This is a genomic window from Paenibacillus sp. CECT 9249 (assembly GCF_918697855.1).
Lineage (GTDB): Bacteria > Bacillota > Bacilli > Paenibacillales > Paenibacillaceae > MSJ-34.
The window spans coordinates 97,813-121,225 of record NZ_CAKKLI010000005.1 but is presented as its reverse complement, the minus strand read 5'-3'; the positions used below and the strand labels follow the sequence as shown (position 1 = coordinate 121,225).

General features: G+C 49.6%; 19 protein-coding genes. 16 read left to right on the top strand and 3 right to left on the bottom strand.

What is annotated here, in order from left to right; all coding sequences use genetic code 11:
* Positions 1-10 precede the first annotated feature (10 nt).
* From kduD to LQ229_RS06865, 9 genes are all read left to right on the top strand, one after another.
* Positions 11-766, top strand: coding sequence for a 2-dehydro-3-deoxy-D-gluconate 5-dehydrogenase KduD (gene kduD, locus LQ229_RS06905; protein WP_230191260.1), 756 nt, complete (start codon positions 11-13; stop codon positions 764-766).
* 331 nt (positions 767-1,097) lie between these two features.
* Entirely contained in the window at positions 1,098-2,633 is a 1,536-nt protein-coding gene (locus tag LQ229_RS06900; protein WP_230191259.1) for a sugar ABC transporter ATP-binding protein, read from the top strand.
* A complete protein-coding gene (locus tag LQ229_RS06895) occupies positions 2,605-3,615 on the top strand; it encodes an ABC transporter permease (RefSeq protein ID WP_216537910.1) in 1,011 nt (336 codons plus the stop codon). Before LQ229_RS06900 ends, LQ229_RS06895 begins: the two co-directional genes overlap by 29 nt.
* Complete coding sequence (yjfF, locus tag LQ229_RS06890; protein WP_216537909.1) at positions 3,612-4,634, top strand: galactofuranose ABC transporter, permease protein YjfF; 1,023 nt, start codon at positions 3,612-3,614, stop codon at positions 4,632-4,634. Before LQ229_RS06895 ends, yjfF begins: the two co-directional genes overlap by 4 nt.
* A 24-nt stretch (positions 4,635-4,658) precedes the next feature.
* On the top strand, positions 4,659-9,116 hold the full coding sequence (locus tag LQ229_RS06885; RefSeq protein ID WP_230191258.1) for a family 43 glycosylhydrolase: 4,458 nt from the start codon (positions 4,659-4,661) through the stop codon (positions 9,114-9,116).
* A gap of 109 nt (positions 9,117-9,225) precedes the next feature.
* Positions 9,226-10,263 (top strand): ABC transporter substrate-binding protein, encoded by a 1,038-nt coding sequence (locus tag LQ229_RS06880; protein WP_216541305.1) that lies wholly within the window; start codon positions 9,226-9,228, stop codon positions 10,261-10,263.
* Positions 10,264-10,486: 223 nt separating this feature from the next.
* Positions 10,487-11,311 (top strand): TIM barrel protein, encoded by an 825-nt coding sequence (locus LQ229_RS06875; RefSeq protein WP_216541306.1) that lies wholly within the window; start codon positions 10,487-10,489, stop codon positions 11,309-11,311.
* On the top strand, positions 11,308-12,441 hold the full coding sequence (locus LQ229_RS06870) for a Gfo/Idh/MocA family oxidoreductase (RefSeq protein ID WP_216541307.1): 1,134 nt from the start codon (positions 11,308-11,310) through the stop codon (positions 12,439-12,441). Before LQ229_RS06875 ends, LQ229_RS06870 begins: the two co-directional genes overlap by 4 nt.
* Before the next feature lie 35 nt (positions 12,442-12,476).
* On the top strand, positions 12,477-13,679 hold the full coding sequence (locus LQ229_RS06865; RefSeq protein WP_216541308.1) for an MFS transporter: 1,203 nt from the start codon (positions 12,477-12,479) through the stop codon (positions 13,677-13,679).
* 704 nt (positions 13,680-14,383) lie between these two features.
* Here the strand turns inward: LQ229_RS06865 and LQ229_RS06860 are convergent.
* A complete protein-coding gene (locus LQ229_RS06860; protein WP_230191257.1) occupies positions 14,384-15,289 on the bottom strand; it encodes a rhodanese-related sulfurtransferase in 906 nt (301 codons plus the stop codon).
* Positions 15,290-15,353: 64 nt separating this feature from the next.
* A complete protein-coding gene (locus tag LQ229_RS06855) occupies positions 15,354-16,001 on the bottom strand; it encodes a metalloregulator ArsR/SmtB family transcription factor (RefSeq protein ID WP_216541309.1) in 648 nt (215 codons plus the stop codon).
* A 229-nt stretch (positions 16,002-16,230) separates the two neighbouring features.
* Here LQ229_RS06855 and LQ229_RS06850 point away from each other — a divergent pair, with 229 nt between their 5' ends.
* Both LQ229_RS06850 and LQ229_RS06845 read left to right on the top strand, forming a co-directional pair.
* Positions 16,231-16,767 (top strand): NADPH-dependent FMN reductase, encoded by a 537-nt coding sequence (locus tag LQ229_RS06850; RefSeq protein WP_230191256.1) that lies wholly within the window; start codon positions 16,231-16,233, stop codon positions 16,765-16,767.
* 167 nt (positions 16,768-16,934) lie between these two features.
* On the top strand, positions 16,935-17,174 hold the full coding sequence (locus LQ229_RS06845) for a ferredoxin family protein (RefSeq protein ID WP_216541311.1): 240 nt from the start codon (positions 16,935-16,937) through the stop codon (positions 17,172-17,174).
* Positions 17,175-17,230: 56 nt separating this feature from the next.
* On the opposite strand, the gene LQ229_RS06840 is transcribed toward LQ229_RS06845, so the two are convergent.
* Positions 17,231-18,037: a DUF2935 domain-containing protein gene (locus tag LQ229_RS06840; RefSeq protein WP_230191255.1), complete on the bottom strand. Its 807-nt coding sequence runs from the start codon at positions 18,035-18,037 to the stop codon at positions 17,231-17,233.
* Between the two features lie 194 nt (positions 18,038-18,231).
* On the opposite strand from LQ229_RS06840, the gene LQ229_RS06835 reads away from it, so the two are divergent.
* The 5 genes from LQ229_RS06835 to LQ229_RS06815 all read left to right on the top strand — a co-directional run bounded on the left by LQ229_RS06835 (position 18,232) and on the right by LQ229_RS06815 (position 23,320).
* A complete protein-coding gene (locus LQ229_RS06835; RefSeq protein WP_230191312.1) occupies positions 18,232-18,975 on the top strand; it encodes an MBL fold metallo-hydrolase in 744 nt (247 codons plus the stop codon).
* A gap of 15 nt (positions 18,976-18,990) precedes the next feature.
* A complete protein-coding gene (locus LQ229_RS06830; RefSeq protein ID WP_230191254.1) occupies positions 18,991-19,935 on the top strand; it encodes a polyprenyl synthetase family protein in 945 nt (314 codons plus the stop codon).
* 131 nt (positions 19,936-20,066) lie between these two features.
* Positions 20,067-20,237, top strand: coding sequence for a competence pheromone ComX (comX, locus tag LQ229_RS06825; RefSeq protein WP_230191253.1), 171 nt, complete (start codon positions 20,067-20,069; stop codon positions 20,235-20,237).
* Between the two features lie 67 nt (positions 20,238-20,304).
* Positions 20,305-22,671 carry an ATP-binding protein gene (locus LQ229_RS06820; protein ID WP_230191252.1) on the top strand — a complete coding sequence of 789 codons (2,367 nt, stop codon included), beginning with the start codon at positions 20,305-20,307 and terminating at the stop codon, positions 22,669-22,671.
* A complete protein-coding gene (locus tag LQ229_RS06815; RefSeq protein WP_216539069.1) occupies positions 22,664-23,320 on the top strand; it encodes a response regulator transcription factor in 657 nt (218 codons plus the stop codon). The genes LQ229_RS06820 and LQ229_RS06815 overlap by 8 nt, the downstream gene beginning before the upstream one ends.
* The last annotated feature ends 93 nt before the right edge of the window (positions 23,321-23,413 follow it).

The following is a 23,413-nucleotide window of genomic DNA, read 5'->3' as shown; positions in this document are numbered from 1 at the left end:
GAGGCGAAACATGGGCTTGTTCGATTTAACGGGTAAAACCGCATTAGTTACCGGCGGAGGCGTCGGATTGGGATACGGGATGGCAAAAGGATTGGCCCAAGCGGGGGCCGATATTTGCCTGGTCACGTTCCGGGATACCGGCGCTGCGGCCAAATCGGAATTGGAAGCGATGGGCCGCAAGGTTCATGTAATCAATGCGAATTTAGGCGATGAGAACGTTTTGCCTGGCGTGATGCGGGAAATGCTTGATGTATTCGGCCAAATCGACATTCTCGTCAACAATGCCGGCATCATCCGCCGCACGCCGTCCGCCGAGCATTCGGCGCAGGACTGGCACGATGTGATTAATCTGAACTTGAACTCTGTCTATTTCCTGTGCCAGTTGGCAGGCAAGGAAATGATCAAGCAAGGGTCGGGCAAAATTATTAACATCGCCTCCATGCTGTCGTTCCAAGGCGGTATTAATGTGCCCGGATATACGGCAAGCAAACACGGGGTTGCCGGCTTGACCAAAATTTTCGCCAACGAATGGGCGAGCAAAGGAATCAACGTAAACGCGATCGCCCCAGGTTACATGGCGACGGATAATACAAAGCAACTTCGCGAAGACGAAGTCCGCCAGAAACAAATTTTGGAGCGGATTCCGGCGGGACGATGGGGCACGCCGGAAGATTTGGCCGGTCCGGTCGTTTTCCTCGCGTCTCAAGCCTCCGATTATATGAACGGGCATGTATTATGTGTCGACGGCGGTTGGATGAACCGGTAATACGGTCGTCGATTATGCGCAGCGCAAATAGCGTCTGCGCTTTTTTGCGTCGATAAGGGGAGGCTGCCCGACGCGGCAGGCGCATATCCGCCGGATAAGGCTGCGCCTGTAAAGGGCGAACGTTTGAAATCGGCTGCCCGCTATGGACGCCTCCGCTAGACGTTTTCCTCATTCCTCCCCCAACCCCCTCATCCATCGCATAGCATATCAACGCATCCTATTTTCTACGGAAATGTCCGAATTGCTGAAAAAAAGACGGTTTATTGTAAATACATCGCTCACCTCTCTTTTCTACAATTAAGATTGATGAATTTGATAAAGAGGTGAACGAATGAACGCTGACTATATTTTGCAGATGAGAGCCATTTCCAAATCGTTCCCTGGCGTCCAAGCGTTGTCCAATGTCGATTTTAATTTGCGCAAAGGGGAAATTCACGCCTTAATGGGCGAGAACGGAGCCGGAAAATCGACATTGATCAAAGTATTGACCGGCGTCTATAAGCGGGAATCGGGCGAAACGACGTTGAACGGCAAGCCAATCGCCCCTAGATCCCCGGAGGAAGCTCAACAGATTGGCATCAGCACTGTGTATCAGGAAGTCAATCTGTGTCCGAATTTGACCGTGGCGGAAAATATATTTATCGGCCGTTATCCGCGAAAGAGAGGATTCATAGATTGGGCAGCGATGAATCGGCGCAGCGAACAATTGCTTGCTCGGCTCGAACTGCATGTGGACGTTACGGAGCCTTTGTCGCATTATTCGGTCGCCGTACAGCAAATGGTGGCAATCGCCAGAGCCGTCGATATTTCGAGCGGCGTTCTTATTCTGGATGAACCTACATCCAGTTTGGATACGAATGAAGTCAGGCAATTGTTTGCCGTTATGCGTAAATTGCGGGACGAAGGGATGGGGATTATATTCGTCACCCATTTTCTAGACCAAGTATATGAGATTACGGATAGGATTACGGTGCTGCGTAACGGAGAGCTTGTGGGCGAGTATGAGACGAGCGAGCTGCCGAGAACCGAACTCGTTTCCCGCATGATCGGCAAAGAGTGGAATCCGGATGATCATATCGGCGACAAGAAGGATGACGGCAACAAGGGTGAAGTATTCCTCCATACAACGGATCTTGGGAAGAAAGGAAGCATGGAATCGGTGAACCTTAGCGTTCATAAAGGAGAAGTGCTGGGATTAGCCGGGCTGCTAGGGTCGGGAAGAACGGAGATTGCCAAGCTTATCTTCGGCATCGATAAAGCCGATAGCGGGGTGCTGACGATCGATAACGATATGATTTCCTCGATGTATCCCCAGAAAGCGGTACAACAAGGGCTTGGATTCACCCCGGAAGACCGGAAAATTGCGGGCATTGTGGGGGAACTGACGATACGGGAAAATATTGTGCTCGCCTTGCAGGCCCGGCAAGGGCTGTTCTCCTTTATTCCGGTTCGAAAACAGAGGGAAATCGCGCAAAAATATATCGATCTATTGCAAATCAAGACGCCCGGCACGGAACAAAAAATCGAAAACTTAAGCGGCGGCAACCAGCAGAAAGTCATTCTGGCCCGTTGGCTGACGACGCAGCCCAGACTGCTCATATTGGACGAACCGACCCGCGGCATCGACGTAGGTTCCAAGCTGGAGATCAGAAAGCTGATTCTGGAGCTCGCGGCTTCCGGCATCTCCATTCTGTTCATTTCGGCCGAATTGGAAGAGATGGTGCAATGCTGCGACCGTGTTATCGTTCTTAGAGATCGGAATCAAATCGGAGAGCTGCAAGGATCGGAAATGACAGAACAGCGGATCATGCAAATGATTGCGGAAGGAGCGGAACAACATGGCGAGACTAGCGGCATCGGCGCGTAAACTTTCACAACATCATATCATATGGCCTATTCTTGCCTTAACGGTATTGCTTATTTTTAACCTGATTGCCATTCCCGGTTTTTTTAAGCTGGAGATTCATGACGGGCATCTGTACGGCAATCTCATCGATATTTTGAAGAACGGTACTCCGCTTATTATTATCGCCCTTGGGATGACGCTTGTTATCGCAGCAGAAGGCATCGATATATCCGTAGGCTCCGTTCTGGCGATTGCAGGTGCAATGGCGATCTTCCTGCTTGGCGGATATCCCGTCTGGGTTGCTGTGCTCGCAGCGGTTGGAACCGGATTGCTGTGCGGCTTGTGGAACGGAATGCTCGTGACGATGCTCGGAATTCAACCGATGGTGGCTACGCTCATATTGCTTACGGTCGGGCGCGGAATTGCGCAACTGATTACGAACGGGCAGATTATCGCCACCACGGAGAAGACGTATACGTTTATAGGAAAAGGGTATTTGCTCGGTTTGCCGTTCCAGGTGTTCATTGCCCTTGGAGTCTTCCTTCTGTTATATGTACTGAAAACGAAGACCGCGTTCGGACTGTTCCTGGAAGCGGCCGGCGGCAGCAAGACGGCGAGCGCTTACGCGGGCATCCAGCCGCGGCTCATTCTGATGATCGCCTACTCGATTGCGGGGGTGTGCGCGGCGATCGCCGGATTGATCGTAAGCGCGAACCTTGGCAGCGCGGATGCGAACAACGCCGGGCTATGGTATGAACTCGATGCCATTCTTGCTGTCGTTATTGGCGGAACCTCCATGCGGGGCGGCCGATTTTATCTGGGAGGCACGGTTGTAGGAGCAATATTTATTCAGTCGCTTACGACGACGATTTATTCGCTGGGAGTTCCGGCGGAAAGCATTCTGCTCGTGAAAGCGATCGTGGTCGTTATTGTGTGCTTGATTCAATCTGAAGTATTTCGCAAGATGCTCATTCCGACTCGAAAGAAGGTGCTCGCCGAATGAAACTGTTGCGTATCAATCATAACAATATCATTGTTTTGGCGACTATATTGCTTCTATTTCTTTTATACGCCGTCGGTTCCATTAGGTACACCGGATTTTTTTCCATGCAAGTATTTTTGAATCTGTTTATCGATAATGCGTATCTCATCATTGTGGCGACCGGGATGGCCTTCGTCATCATATCGGGGGGCATCGATTTATCCGTAGCTTCCGTCGTAGCGCTCATTACGATGGTGTCGGGAATGCTCTTCCACCAAGGGGCCCATCCCTACACGGTCATCGCCGTCTCGCTGGCGATCGGCGTTATGTTCGGGGCATCCCAAGGTTACCTGATCAGCAGGTTCAAGCTTCACCCTTGGATCGTTACGCTCGCAGGCATGTTTCTGGCGCGCGGCATCAGCTATTTAATCAGTACGGAAAGCATCGTCATCACAGATCCGACTTATAACCTCATCTCGCAATACAAAATTCGGTTAGGGGGAGGCAATTTTATTTCGATCAGCGTCGTCATCGCGATATGCGTCGTCGTCTTGGCGCTGTTCGTCGGGAAGTATACCGCGTTCGGAAGGGCGGTGTATGCGCTTGGAGGCAGCGAGAAATCCGCCGTGCTGATGGGGCTCCCGGTCGCGCGCACGACAGTGCTCGTCTATACGTTATGCGGTTTTTGCTCCGCTCTTGGAGGCATCGTGTTTACGTTTTATACGCTTTCCGGCTATTCGCTCCATTTGATGGGCATGGAGATGGACGCAATCGCTGCCTGCGTTATCGGCGGGATCTTACTTACAGGAGGTTTTGGTTATTTCATCGGGCCGATGCTGGGCGTGCTTTGCACCGGAATCATTCAAACGATCATTATGTTCCAGGGAACGCTTAGTTCATGGTGGACGAAGATTGCAATCGGTTTTCTCCTCTTTCTCTTCATGGCATTGCAGCGGATGATCGTCATGAGGAAAGAAAAGGAAAAAACAGCCGTGGCTAAAAGTCAAACGCAAGCTGCTCAACATGCCGGTAATTTGTAAAAACAAAATGGAGGCGATACTAGCATGAAGAAAACGATCTCTTTACTTGTAACAGCAGTGATGCTGCTTGCGCTTTGGACAGGAAGTCCTGTCGAAGCAGCGGCGGCCAATGAACCCGATCTTACCGGTTATAGTGTGGATTCATTTGATACCGGCTCGTTGGATGCCGCTTGGACGATTGTCAATAGAAATGACAACAATTGGAGTCTTTCGCGCAATCCCGGATTTATGACGATTCATACAACGAATACGGATGTATACCAAGAGAACAACTCGCAGGAAAACGTCTTTTTAAGGACCCCTGACACCGAAGATTTTGAAATCGTTGCAAAGGTAACGGCGCCGATTGCCAGAAATCATCAGCAAGCGGGTCTGTTTATATGGCAGGACGCGGACAATTTCGTCAAACTTGCTCATGTATGGGATAACGGCCGATCTATTGAAACCGCATATGAGCTTGGCAGAAAGTATCAAAAACCGGGAAACCCTGCTGCCCATCCAGGGGGCGACACGATCATTCTGAAAGTGAGAAAAACCAAAAATATTTACACGACTTACTATTGGAACGGGGAAGACTGGATCCGGGCGTCCGATCCGGTTACGGCGAATCTTTACAATATTAGAGTGGGGTTTTTCGCCAACAATATCGCATCGCAAGATAGAATCGATGCGCAATTCGATTATTTTGCGATAAAGTCCATCGAGGGCGGCGTCCAATTTGACAAGGACAAGCTTACTTTGCAGGTAGGCGGTCAAGAACAGATCACAAACAAAGGGCAAAGCGGCAATGACGTAATCTGGTCTTCCATTAATACGAATATCGCGACTGTAGATAACACAGGCTTGGTTGAAGCGATCGCACCGGGAAGAACCATCGTGAAGGCTGAATCGAGAGACGGCTCTTACAGCGCGCAAGCCTTGGTTACGGTAGTAGGCGATCAGGTTTCAAACTTCGAAGAAACCTTTGCGGATGGCTCTGACGGTTGGACCGCATATGGCGGCGCGTGGGTGGTCAAGGATGGCGCGTATAACGTAAACAGCGGACAGGGCTTCAAGTCGGTATATGACGGGGAAAGCTTTACCGATTTCATTTACGAGGCGGACGTGAAAATCAATGCAGGAGAGGAAGCCGGCCTTATTTTTAGGGTATCCAACCCTGCCGTTGGGCCGGATGCCTTGGACGGATATTTTCTAGGAATTAACGCAGCGCGGAAAACGGCGGTGATTGGCAAAATGGCCGACGGGGGCTGGACGGAAATCGCGTCGAAGAACCTGCCCGTTCATCGCAACGAGTGGTACCGTTTGAAGGTTGTCGTTTACGAGAATCATATACAGGCATATATCAATGATAATCCGCTTAACGAGAACGGATATCCCAAATTCGATGTGTTGGATGCCGTTCATCTGACGACGGCAAAAATCGGTTTTCGGACATGGAATGCCGATGCGAGTTTCGACAATGTAAAAGTAACTTCCTACGAAGAAACGGTAACCGGACCGACGTATACCAATTCCATTTTGCCGGGCATTGCGGATCCCCACGTTCTTTACTATGAGGGAACCTATTATTTATACGGTACGAACACTGAGGATTGGCCGATGATGCCAAATGGAATTAAAGTGTATGCTTCAACGGATCTTGTGAACTGGACCGACCATGGATGGGCGCTGCGCAGGGAAGACTCCTGGGGCGAAAACCGGTTCTGGGCGCCGGAAGTCATTGAAAAGGACGGAACCTTCTACATGTATTACGCGGTACAGGAAAGGCTTGCCGTAGCGACGAGCCAATCGCCGCTCGGGCCGTTCATCCAGGAAGTGAAGGAACCGCTGCATCGGGATATTCCGGAGATCGATGCGCATATTCTAATGGACGACGATGGGAAAAATTATATCTACTTCGTTCGATTTACGAATGGTAACGAGATGTATGTGGCCGAATTGAACGAAGATATGAAGAGCATTAAAGAGGAAACGGTAACATATGTGTTCGGGCCGACACAACCGTGGGAATTAAGCCCGAAACGTCCGGCCGCTAGAGTCAACGAAGGGCCGTTTGTCATTAAGCATAATGGACTTTATTATATGACCTACTCCGGCAATCATTTTGAAAGCCCTGATTACGGCGTAGGCTATGCAACGGCGCCCACTCCTTACGGCCCATGGGAAAAATACGAGTACAACCCGATCATGAAGGCGAACACACTGGTTCCGGGGGCCGGACATCACTCGTTGATTCAATCTCCTGACGGCTCCGAGTTGTTTATGGTTTATCATACCCATAACAAGGCGGGCACTACCGAACCGCGGAAGCTGGCAATCGATCGCGTACAGTTCGTGCCTCAGGAGAACGGGCCGGATGTGATGGAAGTGAACGGGCCTACCATCACGCCGCAATTGATGCCTTCCAACCAACCGGTCGATGTGCCGGTAACAAGCATTATTGTGAGCGGACAAGACGGCATGGACAAGATCGACGCTGACGGCGGGACATTGCAAATGACAGCTGAAGTTAGACCAAGGAATGCAACGGATCGATCGATGACATGGTCGGTATACGAATCCGATGGATTAACGGTTACCGATAAAGCGGTCATTGACGCCTCAGGACTGTTGAAAGCGGCGAAAAACGGTGTCGTCCAGGTTGTTGCTGCGGCAAACGACGGATCGGGAGTGAGAGGCAGTTTCGATGTGACGATCAGCGGACAAACGGAACCGGGACATGGCGAGATTCTCGTCACAAGCATTGAAGTTAGCGGAGAAAACAACGCTTCGGCAATTAAGGAGAAAGGCGGCACATTGCTTATGAATGCCTTGGTGCTGCCGGCAGATGCAACGAACAAGTCCGTAACATGGTCGGTGTATGAATCCGACGGCGTCACTGTAACCGATAAGGCAAGCATCGACAAATCGGGATGGTTGACGGCCGCGAGAGACGGCGAAGTACGGGTAGTCGCTGCGGCAAACGACGGGTCCGGCGTCACAGGAACGCTCCTTGTATCGATCAGCGGCCAGGATGAGTCAACGGATCCTGTTCCGCATTGGCCGTTCGATAAACGCGTTGCGGCAACGGAAGTCGGCGAGAATGATGTTAAGCTTCGTTGGACAGCTGCGGAGGATGAAACCGGAATTGCGGAGTACAAAATTGAATGGGGCCGCGGCCAATCTACAACGGTAACCGGTTCGGTATATTCGGCTGTCATTTCAGGATTGAACGCCGATACAATGTACCAATTCTCGGTACAAGCGAAGAATACGATGGGCAATTGGAGTACGGATGGGCCGAGTGTCGCCGTCAAAACGCGGGCTGTTCCTTGCGGCAGCTGCGGCGGAAGCGGCGGGGGAACAAGCGGTACGCCGTCTGCGCCGCCAACTGCGGCCAAACCGGAACAAAGCAAGGAAGAACGTCCGGAGCTGCAGATCGTAAGCGAGGAAGCATTCAAGCAAGCACAAGACGGCAACGTTGTCATTACGCTCGAACGGAACAAGACAGCGGCCGTATTGCCGGCAGGAACGGCGGAACTTCTGGGAGATCGTCTCTTGGCCATTCAAGCCGGAAAGGCAAGTCTGACGCTTGATGCGACAATTTTACAGGATTTGCTGCGCGAGCGAACGGATGCGAAAGACGGTCGGATCATCGTGTCTGTCAAACCTGCGGGCGCACCGATGAACGGGACGCTGGCAGGACAAGCATATGAATTTTCGATCATGTTCCGGACGAAAGACGGTCAAGTCGTCGAGCTGAAAGATACGACAAAACCGATTCGAATCGCGCTTCCTTACGATACAAGCATCGTGGATGAACGATTGCTGGGCATCTATTACTACAACGAGAGCAAACGGGCATGGGTATACGCAGGCAGCGGCAGCATTGAAGACGGCCAAGCCGTTTACTCCATCACTGAACTCGGGAAATACGCTGCGCTCTCTTATCACAAAACGTTTGTCGACGTTCCTTCGGAGCATTGGGCCTATCGAGCTTTACAAATAGTAACGGCAAAACATATCGTCAATGGGGTTAGCGAAACGATGTTTATGCCGAAAGGCGAAACAACGCGCGCCGAATTTGTTTCAATGCTTGTTCGGATGCTTGGTTTGCAGAAGAACAGCGAGTTGTTGCCGTTTACGGACGTCCAGGCGGACGCCTGGTATGCGGAAGCGGTAGCGGCAGCCTATGAGACCGGGTTGATTGATGGCGTAACAGCGACTCAATTCGAGCCGGGCAGGACGATTACGCGTGAAGAAATGGCGATATTGATTGTCCGGGCGCATGAATGGAAGCAAGGAACAACGCCTGCAGAAGCTGGGCCGATCACATTCGGCGATAGCAGAGACGTATCCGCCTGGGCGGCGGAAGCGGTGAGCAAAGCGGCGCAATACGGGCTCATGCAAGGCCAATCCGCGGATACGTTCGCGCCGGGAGGGAAAGCAACACGGATCGAAGCCGTGCAGGCGATTTACAATTTGCTGCAAAAGTTGAGGTAGAGATTCAACGGAAAAGTGCAAAAGAAGTCGGTAATTTGTAAATACAGTTTTCATTAATATTTGTATAGTTGATGAAGCGGGAATCAATACTCTAGGGAGGTTATAAACAATGAAAAGACAGAAACCTTATTGGTTGGCTCTCATTGCGATCATGATGATCGCAATGATGGCGGGCTGCGGCAACAGCGGCAATAATGGAGCCGGCAACACGGAAGCGCCGCCAGCAACCGGCACGGCAAACGAAGACAATACACCGGATGCAAGTGCCAAGAAAATCGTCGTAGGGTTTGCGCAAATCGGCCAAGAGAGCGGTTGGCGCGACGCGGAAACGGCCTCGATCAAGGAAACCTTTACGAACGACCCGCAATTTGAATTGAAGTTTTCCGACGCTCAACAAAAGCAGGAAAACCAGATTAAAGCCATTCGTACGTTCATCGCCCAAAAAGTGGACGTGATCGGCCTTGCCCCGGTTGTCGAGTCGGGTTGGGAGACGGTGCTGAAAGAAGCGAAGGACGCCGGCATCCCGGTGTTTCTGTTAGACCGCGGCATAACGAAAGGCAATGAAGATTTATACACTTCCTTCATCGGTTCCGATTTCATTCTCGAAGGGGAGAACGCCGCGAAATGGATGATCGACGAATTCGGGGCCGACGCGACCGTGAATATCGTGCAGTTGGAAGGAACGGTCGGCGCCAGCGCAGCCAATGATCGTAAAAAAGGATTCGAAGACGGGATCAAGGACAAACCTGGTTACAAAATCGTCTACTCTCAAACGGGAGATTTTACCCGCGCTAAGGGCAAAGAAGTGATGGAAGCTTACCTGAAAAAGGATAAAAACATTCAAGTCGTCTACGCGCATAACGACGACATGGCTCTCGGAGCGATCCAAGCGATCGAGGAGGCCGGACTGAAGCCGGGAACGGACATTAAAATTATCGGCGTTGACGGCATTAAGGCTGCCTTCGAAGCGATCAAAGAAGGCAAGATGAACGTTACGGTGGAATGCAATCCATTGCTCGGGCCTCAACTAAAGCAAGCAATCCTTGATTTAAAAGCAGGTAAAGAATTGGAGAAATGGATCAAGTCGGAGGAAGATGTGTACTTCGGTCAAAAAGCGATCGACGCTCTTCCGAACCGGAAATATTAATATTCGCTTAACGGAACACCCCCCGGCTATCAGCTTTAGCCGGGGGATATTTGTTTACTTCAATACGTATTTGGAAGTGCTACCACGAACTGCAAAGGTAATGTATAATAGGCTTGTAGCATGGTTTACCAAGATGTAACATCCGAGACGCGAAAGGAGTTGAAACCGTTATTCTCTAAAATTAAAGCGTTTTAATATTTTAAAAAACTTCAGAGGTGAGAATATGAACATATCAATCGGCGGATATTCTTTTTTCAACACCTTTAAGGAAGGCAAAATGGATGTTTTCGGTTACTTGGAAACGGTGAAATATCGTTACCGCCTGGATACGGTCGATTTGTGGAACGGTTTTTTCGTAGACCGCAGCGGGCCGATTCCGAAACTGGCGGACGAAGACTATATCCGAAAAATAAAAGAGGCGCTTGACGAAAAAGAGATGACGGTCGTCAACTTTGCGATTGACGGCGCCCATCTGTGGGATCCCGATCCGGACATGCGCGCCCGTCTGTACGATAATGCGCTGGAGCATTTGAGAGCGGCCGAGACGCTTGGAGCGCGGACGGTTCGCATCGATACCGGCGGCAGTTACGAGCATGTGGAGACGTTGACGGACGAGCAATTTGAACATATCGTCGCGCGTTACCGCGAATATGCGCGGCGCGCCGCGGACTTCGGTTATAAGATCGGCCCGGAGAACCATATGGGGGCATCGTTGATTCCGGCCGAGATGAAACGGATCGCGGAAGCGGTGGATCACCCTTCCTTCGGCATCTTGCTGCATATCGGACGCTGGCGGGAGGATCCGGAACATGGGGATGCCATCGTGGCGCCGTGGACGGTTCATACGCATTTCGACGCGAAAACGCTCACATCGCCCGATGCGATAGACAAAGTGAGAATGCTGCTTCAACAGGGCTATACGGGTTATTGGGGAATCGAACAAAATTCGCCGGACAATCAATATGCGGAAATCGAGTGGATGGTGGCAGGCGTGAAAAAGGTAGTACATGACGCTGCCCGGCAGCAGACGGAAGAGGGATCGGAATGAGCGGACGGCAAATACGTATCGGATTGATCGGCTCGGGACAAATCGGCAAAATTCATTTGGAACAGTACGGACAAATTGCGGATGCGGAAATCGTGGCCGTCTGCGACGTTCATGAAGAAACGGCACGGAATGCGGCCGAGCAATACCATGTTCCCCATATCTATACCGATTATCGGGAGATGTTGAAGCGCGACGATATCGACGCCGTCGATGTGTGCCTGCATAATCATTTCCATGCGCCGGTAACGGTAGAGGCTTTGCGCGCGGGCAAGCATGTTTATTGCGAGAAGCCGATCGCCGGAACGTATGCGGACGGGGAAGCGATGGTCGCCGCGGCCGCGGAAACGGGAAAGAAGCTGCATATTCAATTAGGCACTTTATACCGCAACGATACGAAGGCGGCTAAAACGTTGATCGACGGCGGCATGCTGGGCCGTATTTACCATGTCCGCTCGAACGGTTTCCGCAGAAGAAACCGTCCGTTCGTGGACGGTTACGGCACCGCCGCTTTTACCCGCAAGGAAGTGGCCGGCGGCGGAGCGCTGCTGGACATGGGCGTCTATCATATCGCGCAACTGCTGTATTTGATAGGTTTGCCCGAGATTGTTAGCATGACAGGCAAGATGTATCAGGAGATGGATATGCCGGAGGAGCGCCGGGCGGAAAGCGGCTTTAACGTGGAAGAGCTTGCGGCCGGTTTCGTAAGAATGGCCGGCAACGTCACACTGGACATTATCGAGGCTTGGTCCGTGCATTTGGGCGGATTCGAAGGGAGCGCCATATTGGGAAGCAAGGGCGGCATTCGCCTGCCGTCGGGCCATCCCCCGGACGGCAAGCATCCGTTTTCCTTCCACAGCACCGTTTGCGATCTCGATCTGGACAGCAGCATCGACTTGGACATGATGGATGTCCGCCGGCATCGCCTGAACGCCGACGAGGACGCGTACGACTCGTCGCAGCGGCATTGGGTGGCGGCGCTCCAAGGGCGCGTTCCGCTCATGCCGACCGCCGAAGCGGCGCTCAAAACGATGCTCGTCAGCGAAGGGCTGTATTTGTCGGATCGCGAAGGGCGCGAAGTGACGGCGGAAGAAGTCAAGGAGCGGTCCCAACCGGCATCGGTTGAAATCTAAACATTTGTACCGCGCGAAAAGGAGAACATTGCCTCATGCCAACATCGGTCAACTCGAAACGGTCCTTTACCGTGATCAAATGTTTTCAATTTTTTATGTACGGCGCGATCGCGATTTTCGGAACCTATTTTCCGCTATATTTGCAGCAGGCGGGAATGAGCAAATTGCAGATCGGCGCTCTGCTCGCAGGGGGGCCGTTCATCTCGATTATCGCCAATCCGTTCTGGGGATTTTGGAGCGATAAGCTGCACAATATCCGGCGTATCTTGATCTTGATGCTGACGGCCAATTTGCTTGTCATGCTCGTCGTCTTTCAGGTGCACGCTTATTCGGTCATCTATGCCGGTATGATCGTCTATTTTTTCTTCCAATCGCCGCTATTTTCGCAAACGAACAGTCTGGTGCTCAACGCGATCGAAGGAACCGGGCATCGTTTCGGAGCGTTCCGGCTATGGGGATCGCTCGGCTGGGCCGTGCTTGCGTTAGCGACAGGGCCTGTCATTGCGGCATTGGGCACCGGCAAGCTTTGGATCATTTACAGCGCGATGATGGTCGTTACAATTGCTCTCGCTTTCGGATTGCCGAGGGGCGGAAGCGGGAAGACGAATAAGTTCTCGCTTCAAGGCTATAGGAAGGTGTTCGTTCATAAACCGTTTCTGCTCTTCGTTATCATCGGAATTCTGATATCGGTCCCCAATTCGATTAACTCGACGTTCGTATCCATCTATATTGCCGATATGGGGGGAGCGGAGGCGCTAATTGGCTGGTCCGCGTTTTTATCGTCGATTTTCGAAATACCGGTATTTTTGCTGTTGGACCGTTTTCTGAAGAGAAATGTGGGCGTCATGGTAGCCTGCCTTGCCGCGGTCAGCTTGCTGTTTGCGCTGCGCTGGTTTTTCATGTCGGTTGCGAGCGATCCGTACCAGATTATTTTCATTCAAATATTGCATTGCATTACGTTCGGTGGATATTACTATATCGGCACCCAATTGACGGCCATCTTCGTCCCCGCGGAATACCGGGCATCAGGCCAAGCTGTCTATGCGTTGACATGGGGCGGACTGTCCGGCATCGTCGCCGGCTTTGCCGGCGGCTGGCTGTTCCAGGAACTCGGGGGACCAAGCGTTTACTTGATCTGTACCGTCATGGCGCTGCTCGGCATTGCCGGCTTCGCGCTTCTTTACATGTTCGTCCGGCGCGAGGATAGCGGTCGAAGGGCGCATGACGCAGCGTTATAAACCGGGTTCGTTATGAATCGCGGCCTTTGAATGGAATGTTTTTTACGCACCGTTTGTCGATATCCCCCTCGTTCAGAGAGCAGCTTTCGTAAAGGCATTCTTCCGCCTGAACGAAGGGGATTTCGCCGATGCGTTCCATCGCCCTGAGCGGGTGGGGATTTCGCCAATGCGTTCAATGGGATTTCGGCAATGCGTTCCCCCCCCCCCCTGAGCGAATGGGATTTCGGCAAAAGGGTTTTCGTAAAGATTACATTTTTCCGGAAAAAGGTACTATTAGCGGTAAATTGCGGAGTTAATTTATTGGTATCGACTGAAGAGAGAGAATTAGCGCCATTTTGCGGAGTTAATTATGGCATGTCCGGCGAAAATGTAGATTTGGCAACAGATTAGAGGTAGTTTTTACTGGTAATGAGATGGTTTGGTCGTCAAGGTACCGAGTAACGCCACATTTTGGAGCTAATCAAGACCGGAAATCGCCTTTTTGGTGCAGTTAAGGAACGAAAATACCCTATTAGCGAATTTACATTCGTTCATAGGGTATAACCGTTCCTTATTTTCCCTTTCAGCGCGAAATCCGGCATAGATAGGGACTTTTGATGTTTTATTAAGGTACAATGGTTCCCGATCGATCCCACTGCGTGAAGCGCATGATTGCCAGGAAAGCCTATCCTTTCGAATGGAAGGGGAACTACCGGACGAGCGCTCTACGCCTCCATGCGGGCGAGATCGGCTTCCTCGCATTTCGCGGAGCAATAACCGCGGTGCTCCTCTTCGCACTCCTCGCAGCAAATATGCTGGCGGTGGCAGTAATCGTCGGCGCAGTTAATGTAGCGGTCGGAAGGCTTGCCGCAATGATAGCATTTCCCAACGACGACATCCTCTTCCGTCCGGTTGATCGGCACCGAGATGCGCTCGTCGAAGACATAGCATTTGCCGTCGAACAGGCGGCCGCGCACTTCCGGATCTTTGCCGTAGGTTACAATACCGCCTTCCAATTGCGCGACGTCTTTGAATCCCTCTTGCAGCATAAAGCCTGTTAACTTCTCGCAGCGGATGCCGCCCGTGCAATAGGTTAAGATCGTTTTATCTTTATGCTCCGCCAAGTTGGCGCGAATCCATGCCGGGAAATCGCGGAACGCCTCGACGTCCGGACGGATCGCATTGCGGAAATGGCCGATATCGTATTCGTAATCGTTTCTGCCGTCGAGCACGATGACGTCGTCCTGCTGCAGCTTCTCGTAGAACTCTTTGGGGGACAGCCGCTTGCCGCTCAGCTTGTTCGGATCGAGCGGTTTGTCGTAGCGGAAGGTGACGAGCTCCTTTTTCAAACGAACGAACATTTTTTTGAATGCATGTCCGCCGGCTTCGTCGATTTTGAAGACGATGTCTTCGAACAGCGGATTGCTGCGCAGCTCGTCCATATACCGGTCGGTTTGTTCCACCGTGCCGGACACCGTGCCGTTAATTCCTTCTTCGGATACGAGAATGCGGCCCTTCAAGCCAAGATTTTTGCAAAATTCCAAATGTTCCGCGGCAAACTGTTCCGCGTTATCAATCTTTACAAATTTATAATATAGCAAAATGCGGTAATTTTTCTCGTTGCTGTTCATCATTCATACCACCCGTAATCAATTCGTTTACTTTATATTATAGGCAACCCGCGATAATTTACGCCTACTTCGCTTGTTTTGCCTGTTCTTTGATAATGTATACGCATTTGTTGTCGCCTTTCGCCAAACATTCCGTACGCTTCACATCCGCCTTTAGCAGCGATTCGAACAGCTTCAGCTCGCAGTTGCACGCCTGGTTGTATTGGTTCGCGATTTGCGAGATCGGACAATTATGTTCCTTGAACACATACTGGCCGTCTTCGCCGGTCTCCCATTCCACCATATAGCCGTTCTCGTTCTGCATGTCGGCAAGCGCCGTAATGCGTTCGGTCAGCGGCTTCCCTTCCATATTCGCCTCGTATTTTTGCTGCAGCCGTTTTTTGCGGCGCTCGAATAACAGATCGATCATATCATCGCCCGCCTCGTCGGCAAGCTCTTCGAGCAAATCGAGCGTTAGATGGTGATACTTTTTGGGGAAAATATCATCCGCCGTTTCCGTCAACGAATAAATATAGGTCGGTCTGCCCATCGCTTGCCGGATCATGCTCGCTTCGATCAACTCGTCGCGTTCGAGCGAACCGAGATGACGGCGGACGGCCATTTCCGTAATGCCTAAATGCTTCGTAATCTCTTTCGTGCTTAGCGGCCCTTTCGTTTTTAAGATAAGAAGTATATTTTTACGCGTGGAAAGTTCCTTTTTGTCCAACGTCATCACCGCCTAACAAATAATGATCGATATCGACATTGTAACTCATTTCCGATGATCAGTAAATTATTTAAACTAAAAAGTATGGAAAATAGACGTTTAAAGGATAAATGCGATCGTTTTATTGCCAAAATGTAGTTGTTTTGACGTTGACAAAAAGGTGTTCATTTATCATAATTACTAAACAAAGAACTATAAAAAGTTTATAAACATACAGAAGGAGCAAGTGAATATCATGAGACTGCTGGGAATTTCGGGGACATTGGCCGGAAGCAAAACGTTGATTGCCGTGGAAAAAGTGCTCGACGCCGTCAAACGGCATGATCCGGACGTGGAAATCCAATTGCTCGATTTGAAAAAATATAACATTCAGTTTTGCGACGGGCGCCGTCCCGACGATTATACAGGGGATACGAAAGACGTGATCGATCTTGTCTCTTCCGCCGACTTCTATATCATCGGTACGCCGATTTATCAGGCGTCCATGACGGGCGCGCTCAAAAATGTATTCGATTTGGTGCCCGTATCCGCGCTCCAAAACAAAGTGATCGGTTTTGTCGCAACAGGCGGAACGTACCAGCATTATCTCGTGATCGAGAATCAGTTGAAGCCTATCGCGGGCTTCTTCAGAGCGTTCGTCGCTCCCAGCTACGTATATTTGCATAACGACCATTTCGGCGAAAATAATGAGATTCAAGATCCTGACGTGCTGGAGCGTATCGAACGGCTGGCTAAGGAAACCGTATTTATGCAAAAAAGATTGAAAATGTAATTCTAGGAATTGCAAATAATGGTCATAATTTTATTAGCAAGTAATAGGTATAAAACGAGACGGTTGGCCTTGCCTAAAAATTTTTTGTATAATTTATTAAGGTGTGGAAGGAAATCCGTTGTTCACATTGAATTACTTATAGAAAACGTAAGAGAGGAGCAGAGACAATGGCCTATGTAATTGCATCACCATGTGTTGGAGAGAAAGCTGCCGATTGCGTCAGCGTATGTCCCGTCGATTGCATCCACGAAGGCGAAGATCAGTACTTCATCGATGCCGATACTTGCATCGATTGCGGTGCATGCGAAGCGGAATGCCCGGTGTCGGCCATCTACTACGAAGATGACTTGCCGGAGAACGAGCAAATCTTCAAACAAAAAGCTATTGATTTTTTCAAAAATAATTAAGAACGGTTCAATGACCCGCCCTTACTTGATGGTAAGGAGCGGGTCATTTGCGTTACTTATGCCTCGACGCGGGGATGCGTCGGATCGCAGTTCGGGTTTTTCGTCCCTGCCACTTGCGCAAGCTTGATTAAGTAATAGCATTCCTCGCGGGCCATATGATCGGCCATAAGCGGCGATAGAGTGCCTAGCAATTCGTCGTTGATCCTGAGCTCCTCCAGCTCGTTCAGAAAGTGGCGGAACAATGTAATCTCAAGCTCGACATCCGTATTGAAACGGCCAAGCGCCGGAAATTGCTTGAGATTGGTCCGCATATATTTGGCCAGTTCTATTGCTTTCAAATAGAAGTTCTCGAATTTTTTCTCAAACTTGTTGCTCCGCTTGATCATGTCCTTCTCAACCATGTCCAGATTGCTCGTAATCGAAGCGGCGTGTCCCGCCGCGTCCGACAGCCATAATAGATGGTGGTGAACCGGATCGAATACGGGAACTTGATTTTGCTCAAGACATTTCAACACCAATACATACTCTTCGAGTTCATTGACCATATGATTCAAAAAAGTAGGCGGCAGGTGAATATCGATTTTGCCGACGAGATGCCGTTCCAACAGTTGCAGCTTGAATCGTCTCAACCGAAGCGCCGCTTGTTTGGCCTGTTTGGTCAATTCTGCCGTTTCGCTCGCGGACAGCGCGCCGCGCGCCCGGTTCAGCAGCGTATCAAACATATGAATGAATTCATTGGCCTGCTCGATGGCCGTCTTTTCTTTAGGAGCCAGTCCGTCGCGGATGAATCGGGAATGGTCGCCCAATACTTGCAGCCAGAAGCGATGCTCGAAAATGGCGGATGACAAAACATGATTGTTCAATGCGATTCCTCCAATATTTTCATTGGTTTCAATTTATGTGACATTCGCCTAAAATGTGCAAACGAAAGCATGAATTAGGAACCACGCAAAAAAATTGCGGAAATTTGCAGACAAGTTTTCGGTGCGAAGCGGCCGAAAATTTTTTATTCTTATAGTAATAGGCATGGATTAATAAATAAGGGGGTTGTTCGGTGATGAAACAGCTTGCAGAACCGACACGGATCGATTTTTCGACAGAAATATTAAACGTATATGAAGACGTACCCCGCAATTGGTTGCAAGAAAGAGACCGTTTCGACAAATTGATTGTCGAGCGGATCCCGCAAGGCGTTATTGGCTCCGTTTGCTATCTGGTTATTTGCAACGGAGAAGGCATGATTATTGATCCAGGGTCCCGATTTCGAAAAATTTGGGCCTATGTCGAGAAGTATGGAGTACCGATTAAATATATTATGATTACGCATGGACATGTAAACCATATGATAGGGATGGACGAATTGAAGGCGGCGACAGGCGCCGAGGTCATTATGCACGAAGGCGACCGCTATACATCGTTCGACCAAGTATACAACGGCGCTTTCTGTTTATCCTACAAGCAAACGTTCCACGGTGTGGACCGGTACGCCAAAGACGGAGACGCGTTCGAGATAGGGGGACAGACGGTCGAATTGGTGCACACGCCGGGACATACGCCGGGAAGCATGTGCATTCGGATGGGCAACCGGCTCTTTACCGGGGACATTCTATTCGATTGCTTCGAACCGTTCGGCGAACCTTGCAAAGATAATCCGCTTCAACTGAAGCAATCTTATAACAAAATTTATAGAATCATGAAGAACGAATTTACGGTGTACCCGGGCCACGGACACCCGGTACGCATCAAGACCGGCGCGGGAGACGGAAAGAGCCGCAAAGAGTTCATACTGGCGAAAAGATAAGCGCAGGGATAAAATATGGGAGAGGAGATGGAAGCGAAGGAGCTGCAGCGAATGGAGAAACTGTATGTAAAGGATGCGATGCTGAACGGTATAAATCGATATTTTCCCGACGAACGGTTGAACCGAATGATGCGTTCGTTCGCGGAGCATAAATTGGCGGAATCGATGTTATTCGGCCAATTGACGGAGCTGCATTACAGAATGTTCGGCGGTTCGTCCGAACAAATCCATCAAGCCGTCGCCGCGATGGAATTATTGATCTTGTCGTTGGATATATTCGACGATCTGCAAGATAAGGATAACGATTGGGTTCCGTGGTCTAAGTCCGATCCGGCCTTGGCGATGAATGTCGCAATCGGACTGCTTCCGCTTTGTTTCAATATGATTCAAGACAGCATGTTCCCTTCGGAAGCGAAATCGCGGGCGATCGCGGTCGCGAACCGGTTATTATGCGGTTCGGTGACCGGCCAATATGCCGACATCGTAGGCGACTTGCAAGACGAAGAGGCCTGTCTTAACATGATCCGCCGCAAATCGGGATCGCTTGCGGCATGCGCTTGCCTGTTGGGGACTGCGCTCGCAACCGAATCGCATCACGAAACGGTCGAATCGCTGGGATATTGTTTCGGCATGATCGGGCAAATTCGCAACGATATCGATGGCATTCGCCGGATCGACCGCAAGAACGATTTGCTTCAACGCAAGCGAACGCTGCCCGTTATCTATATACTGGAAGTCGACGACCCGCGGGCGGAGATGCTGCGCGGTTACTATGCGGGGGAAGCGCCGCAGGAACAGCTTTATCCTTATAAGATGGATATTCTTGACTTGGTCGAAACGTCGGGCTGCGTCCAGTTTGCCGAAGTACATATGAAGCTGTTGCAGCATGAGGCCGCGGAACTAATCGAAGGGCTGCCTGTCGATACGGTATGGAAGCAAGAATTGAGTAAATTTGCTTAATTTACCGACACCGCAAACCCCGCAAAGTGCATTGCGGAAAACCGCAATACGATTTGCGAGGAATTGTTGCGATACATTATGGTATATTAGATGTAAGCGGTATTATTCATATTTTATTGGAGGGGATCGCAATGATTCAAAAGATGATGAGTTACCTGATGAACAATCGGGAGGTAGCGACCTTAGTCGCAGACGGCCGCGCCAGCTTGGTCGGCGTAACGCCGGCCCAACAAAAAGCGATGGTTGACGTGCTGTTCAGCAAGAAGAAAGAAGAGCCGAAACAAGATTATTATTGGTGCTAGGACTATTAAATCCGGAGAACTCGTTCTCCGGATCATTCCATTCATTACCGTATAATTGGAGTTTTTCATGAAAATTCTGAAGCATTCCCGGATGATACTGATACTAGTCGCAGCTTTTGTTCTCGCAAGCTATTTATTTTATACACAAATTCAAATCAGATACCTGGGGGTCATTGTCGAGAAGGAATCGACCGGCGAGTGGGTGGTCACGAAAGTCGATTCTAAAGGAGGCGCCCAGATAAAAGGAATCAAACCGGGAGACCGCGTCATTTCGATCGACCGGAAACCGCCGGAAAATCATTATGCTTTAAAGTGGAATGCATTAGGCAATATTGGACAAATCGTTTTGGAACGCGATGGCGAACAATTTGTTATAAATGTTCCTACGGGGCTGCAATTGCCGGATCCCCTGAAGTATTTGATAGCTCCCGCGTTTATGTTCTTACTGTTGTTTTCCTTGTCGGTATTTCTATTGATCAAAAAACCGGGAGATCCGGTTGCTTCGCTGCTGATCTTCTTTTTCCTCGATATTGCGCTAGGTTATTTAAGCAGTTTTTCATCCAGTCGTAGAGATATTGTCGGCATGATGGTAGTGGGCGGGGGAGTTATATACTGCCCGGTTTTATTTTTGCATTTTTTACATCGTTTCTTTAAACAAAAGAGGCTTAAAATTGTTAATTTGAATGTCATCATCGGTTTATATATTATAGGCTCGATTTTATTTTTCATAGATATTTTTTTCCTGCTTACGGAGATAGGTTTTTATATCCCTTTCGCCTTTATAACCAATTCAATGTTATTGTTCTTCGCCATCGGTATTGTAATAAGTCTCTATATATTAATAGTGGGGTATTTTCGTTACAGTAAAACGAACTACAAACCGCTATTGAAATATTTGTTTTTTGGAAATATCGTTTCTTTTACACCTTTTATTTGTTTTTATGTTTTGCCGCTCGTTTTTTTCGGGAAAGTGCTGATTGAGCCGAGCAATGCGGGCTTATTCCTGTTGCTGCTTCCGTTATTTTACGTTTATCTCATTGCAGCCAATCATTTAATGGATATTGATTTTGTGATCCATCGTTTGCGGTACTTCTGCCTTTTGGCGATTGTTCCTTCGATTTTGATTGCGGGAGGCAACGAGTACTTTATTCATCCTCAAGAGAGTGAACCGATTAGATGGTTCCAATCTCTCTTACTGGTTTATTTCAGCATTATCTTGTTGCTCTATATGAAAGATTGGCTCGATTTTCGATTCCGTAACCGGCTTTTTAAAGGCAAGTATAACTTTCAAGCCAGTTTGGACAGGTTCTCCAATCAAATTACGAAAATTATGAAAGTAAGCGATTTGGAAGAATGGTTGCTGCGGGAAGTATTGGACGTGCTGCCGACTAAGGCGGTCGCATTGTTGGAGATGAACCATACGGATCATGCGGTGACGGTGAAAAGAACGATCGGATCGTTCCCGAAGCGAGAAATTATTCACGAACTGGAGCTGGATAATCGGGAGTACAAGATCGGCGACTTCATACCGGTAACAACAGGCATGTGCTGTATCGTCGGCAATAACCAAAATTCGCAAACGTTAATATGGGTCAGAGGCAAAGAAAACCGCGTCAAATTTAATCATGAAGAACTCATTTGGCTGCAGACCATGTCTAACTATGTAAGTATCGTCTATGAGAATTTACAATTAGTTGAAGGTGTGATTATGGATTTGGAAGTGCGCTCGAACGGGAAGGCACCCTCTTGGATTTTACGTCTATTGTTTCGTTTAACGGAAAATGAAAGACGCCGCTTGGCAGCGGATTTGCACGATTCCGCCTTGCAGGACCAACTGCTTTGGTACCGCAAGCTGGAAATGGTTCTGGACGAATACGAACTGTCGGATGAAGCCAGAGCGAACTTGAATCAAATTAAAGAGGGGCTGCTCGATGTCGTTCACCAAATCCGGGAAACATGCAACGAATTGCGTCCGCCGTTCCTGAAAGAGATGGGCGTCATCGAGGCGATTGAAAATCTGTGCCAATATGCGCAATTGAATTCCAATTACAGCGTCGATTTCAACCATGACGGGTTCGACCTGGTATTGGATGACGAGTACGTATTGACGATTTACCGGATCACCCAGGAATTGTTGCGCAATACGATGAAACATGGCCAAGCGACGAACGTGGAAATCATTTTGCGCAAAAACGAGCAGCACATCGTCTATGTCTATAAAGATAACGGGATTGGAATGGATTTGCAGCATTTGCAATCGTCATTCAAACATATGGGCCTATCCGGAATCCGCGAGCGGGTGTCCGGGCTGGAAGGCGAGACGAAATTTTCGTCCGCCAAAGGCGAAGGCTTTGAAGTCATCATTACATTGCCTTACATCATTGAGTCGAGTTCTTCCTATTATGTCATGGCTGGAGGGGGCATTCATGATTGAAATTTTGCTGGTAGACGACCATCCTTCGGTCGGCGAAGGAACGAAAATGCTAATCGAGAAGGAACAGGATATGAACGTCACAGTGGCGTCTACGGGGCTGGAAGCGCTAGAGATGATCAAGCAGCGGCAGTTTGACATCATGCTGTTCGATTTGAATATGCCCGTCATTAACGGATTGGAGATGACGCGCAGAGTCATGTCGATCAATTCGGATGCGATTATTCTCATCTACTCGGGCTACGATATTAGCGCTCATTTCAATTATTTGATCGAATCCGGCGTTTCCGGATTTCTAAGCAAAACGTCGTCGCGGGAACAGATTGTAGCGGCGCTGCGTTGCGCGTTAAGAGGCGAGGCGGTTATTCCGGTAACCCTGCTCAAGCAATTGAGACGCAGCGAAGTGCGATTTGGAGCAAGCAGCGGGCAAAACCTTCAAGACGTGTCCATTAATGAAAGGGAACAGGAAATTTTACAGGAAGTCGCGAACGGGTTGAGCAACAAGGAAATCGCAAGCGTACTGCTGTCAAGTCAACGTTCCGTCGAATACAACTTGACGCGCATATTCGAGAAACTCAATGTCCGTTCCCGCTCGGAAGCGATCGTCGTCGCCAAACGATTGGGACTCATTCATATTGAAGATTTTACATAAAGTTGTGCCTCGTACGTATGCTCGAGGGGTCAATCAGGAAATATCATCGCTGCGGCGCAACCGACACTCTGAGAGAGAAAAGAGAAAAGGGTG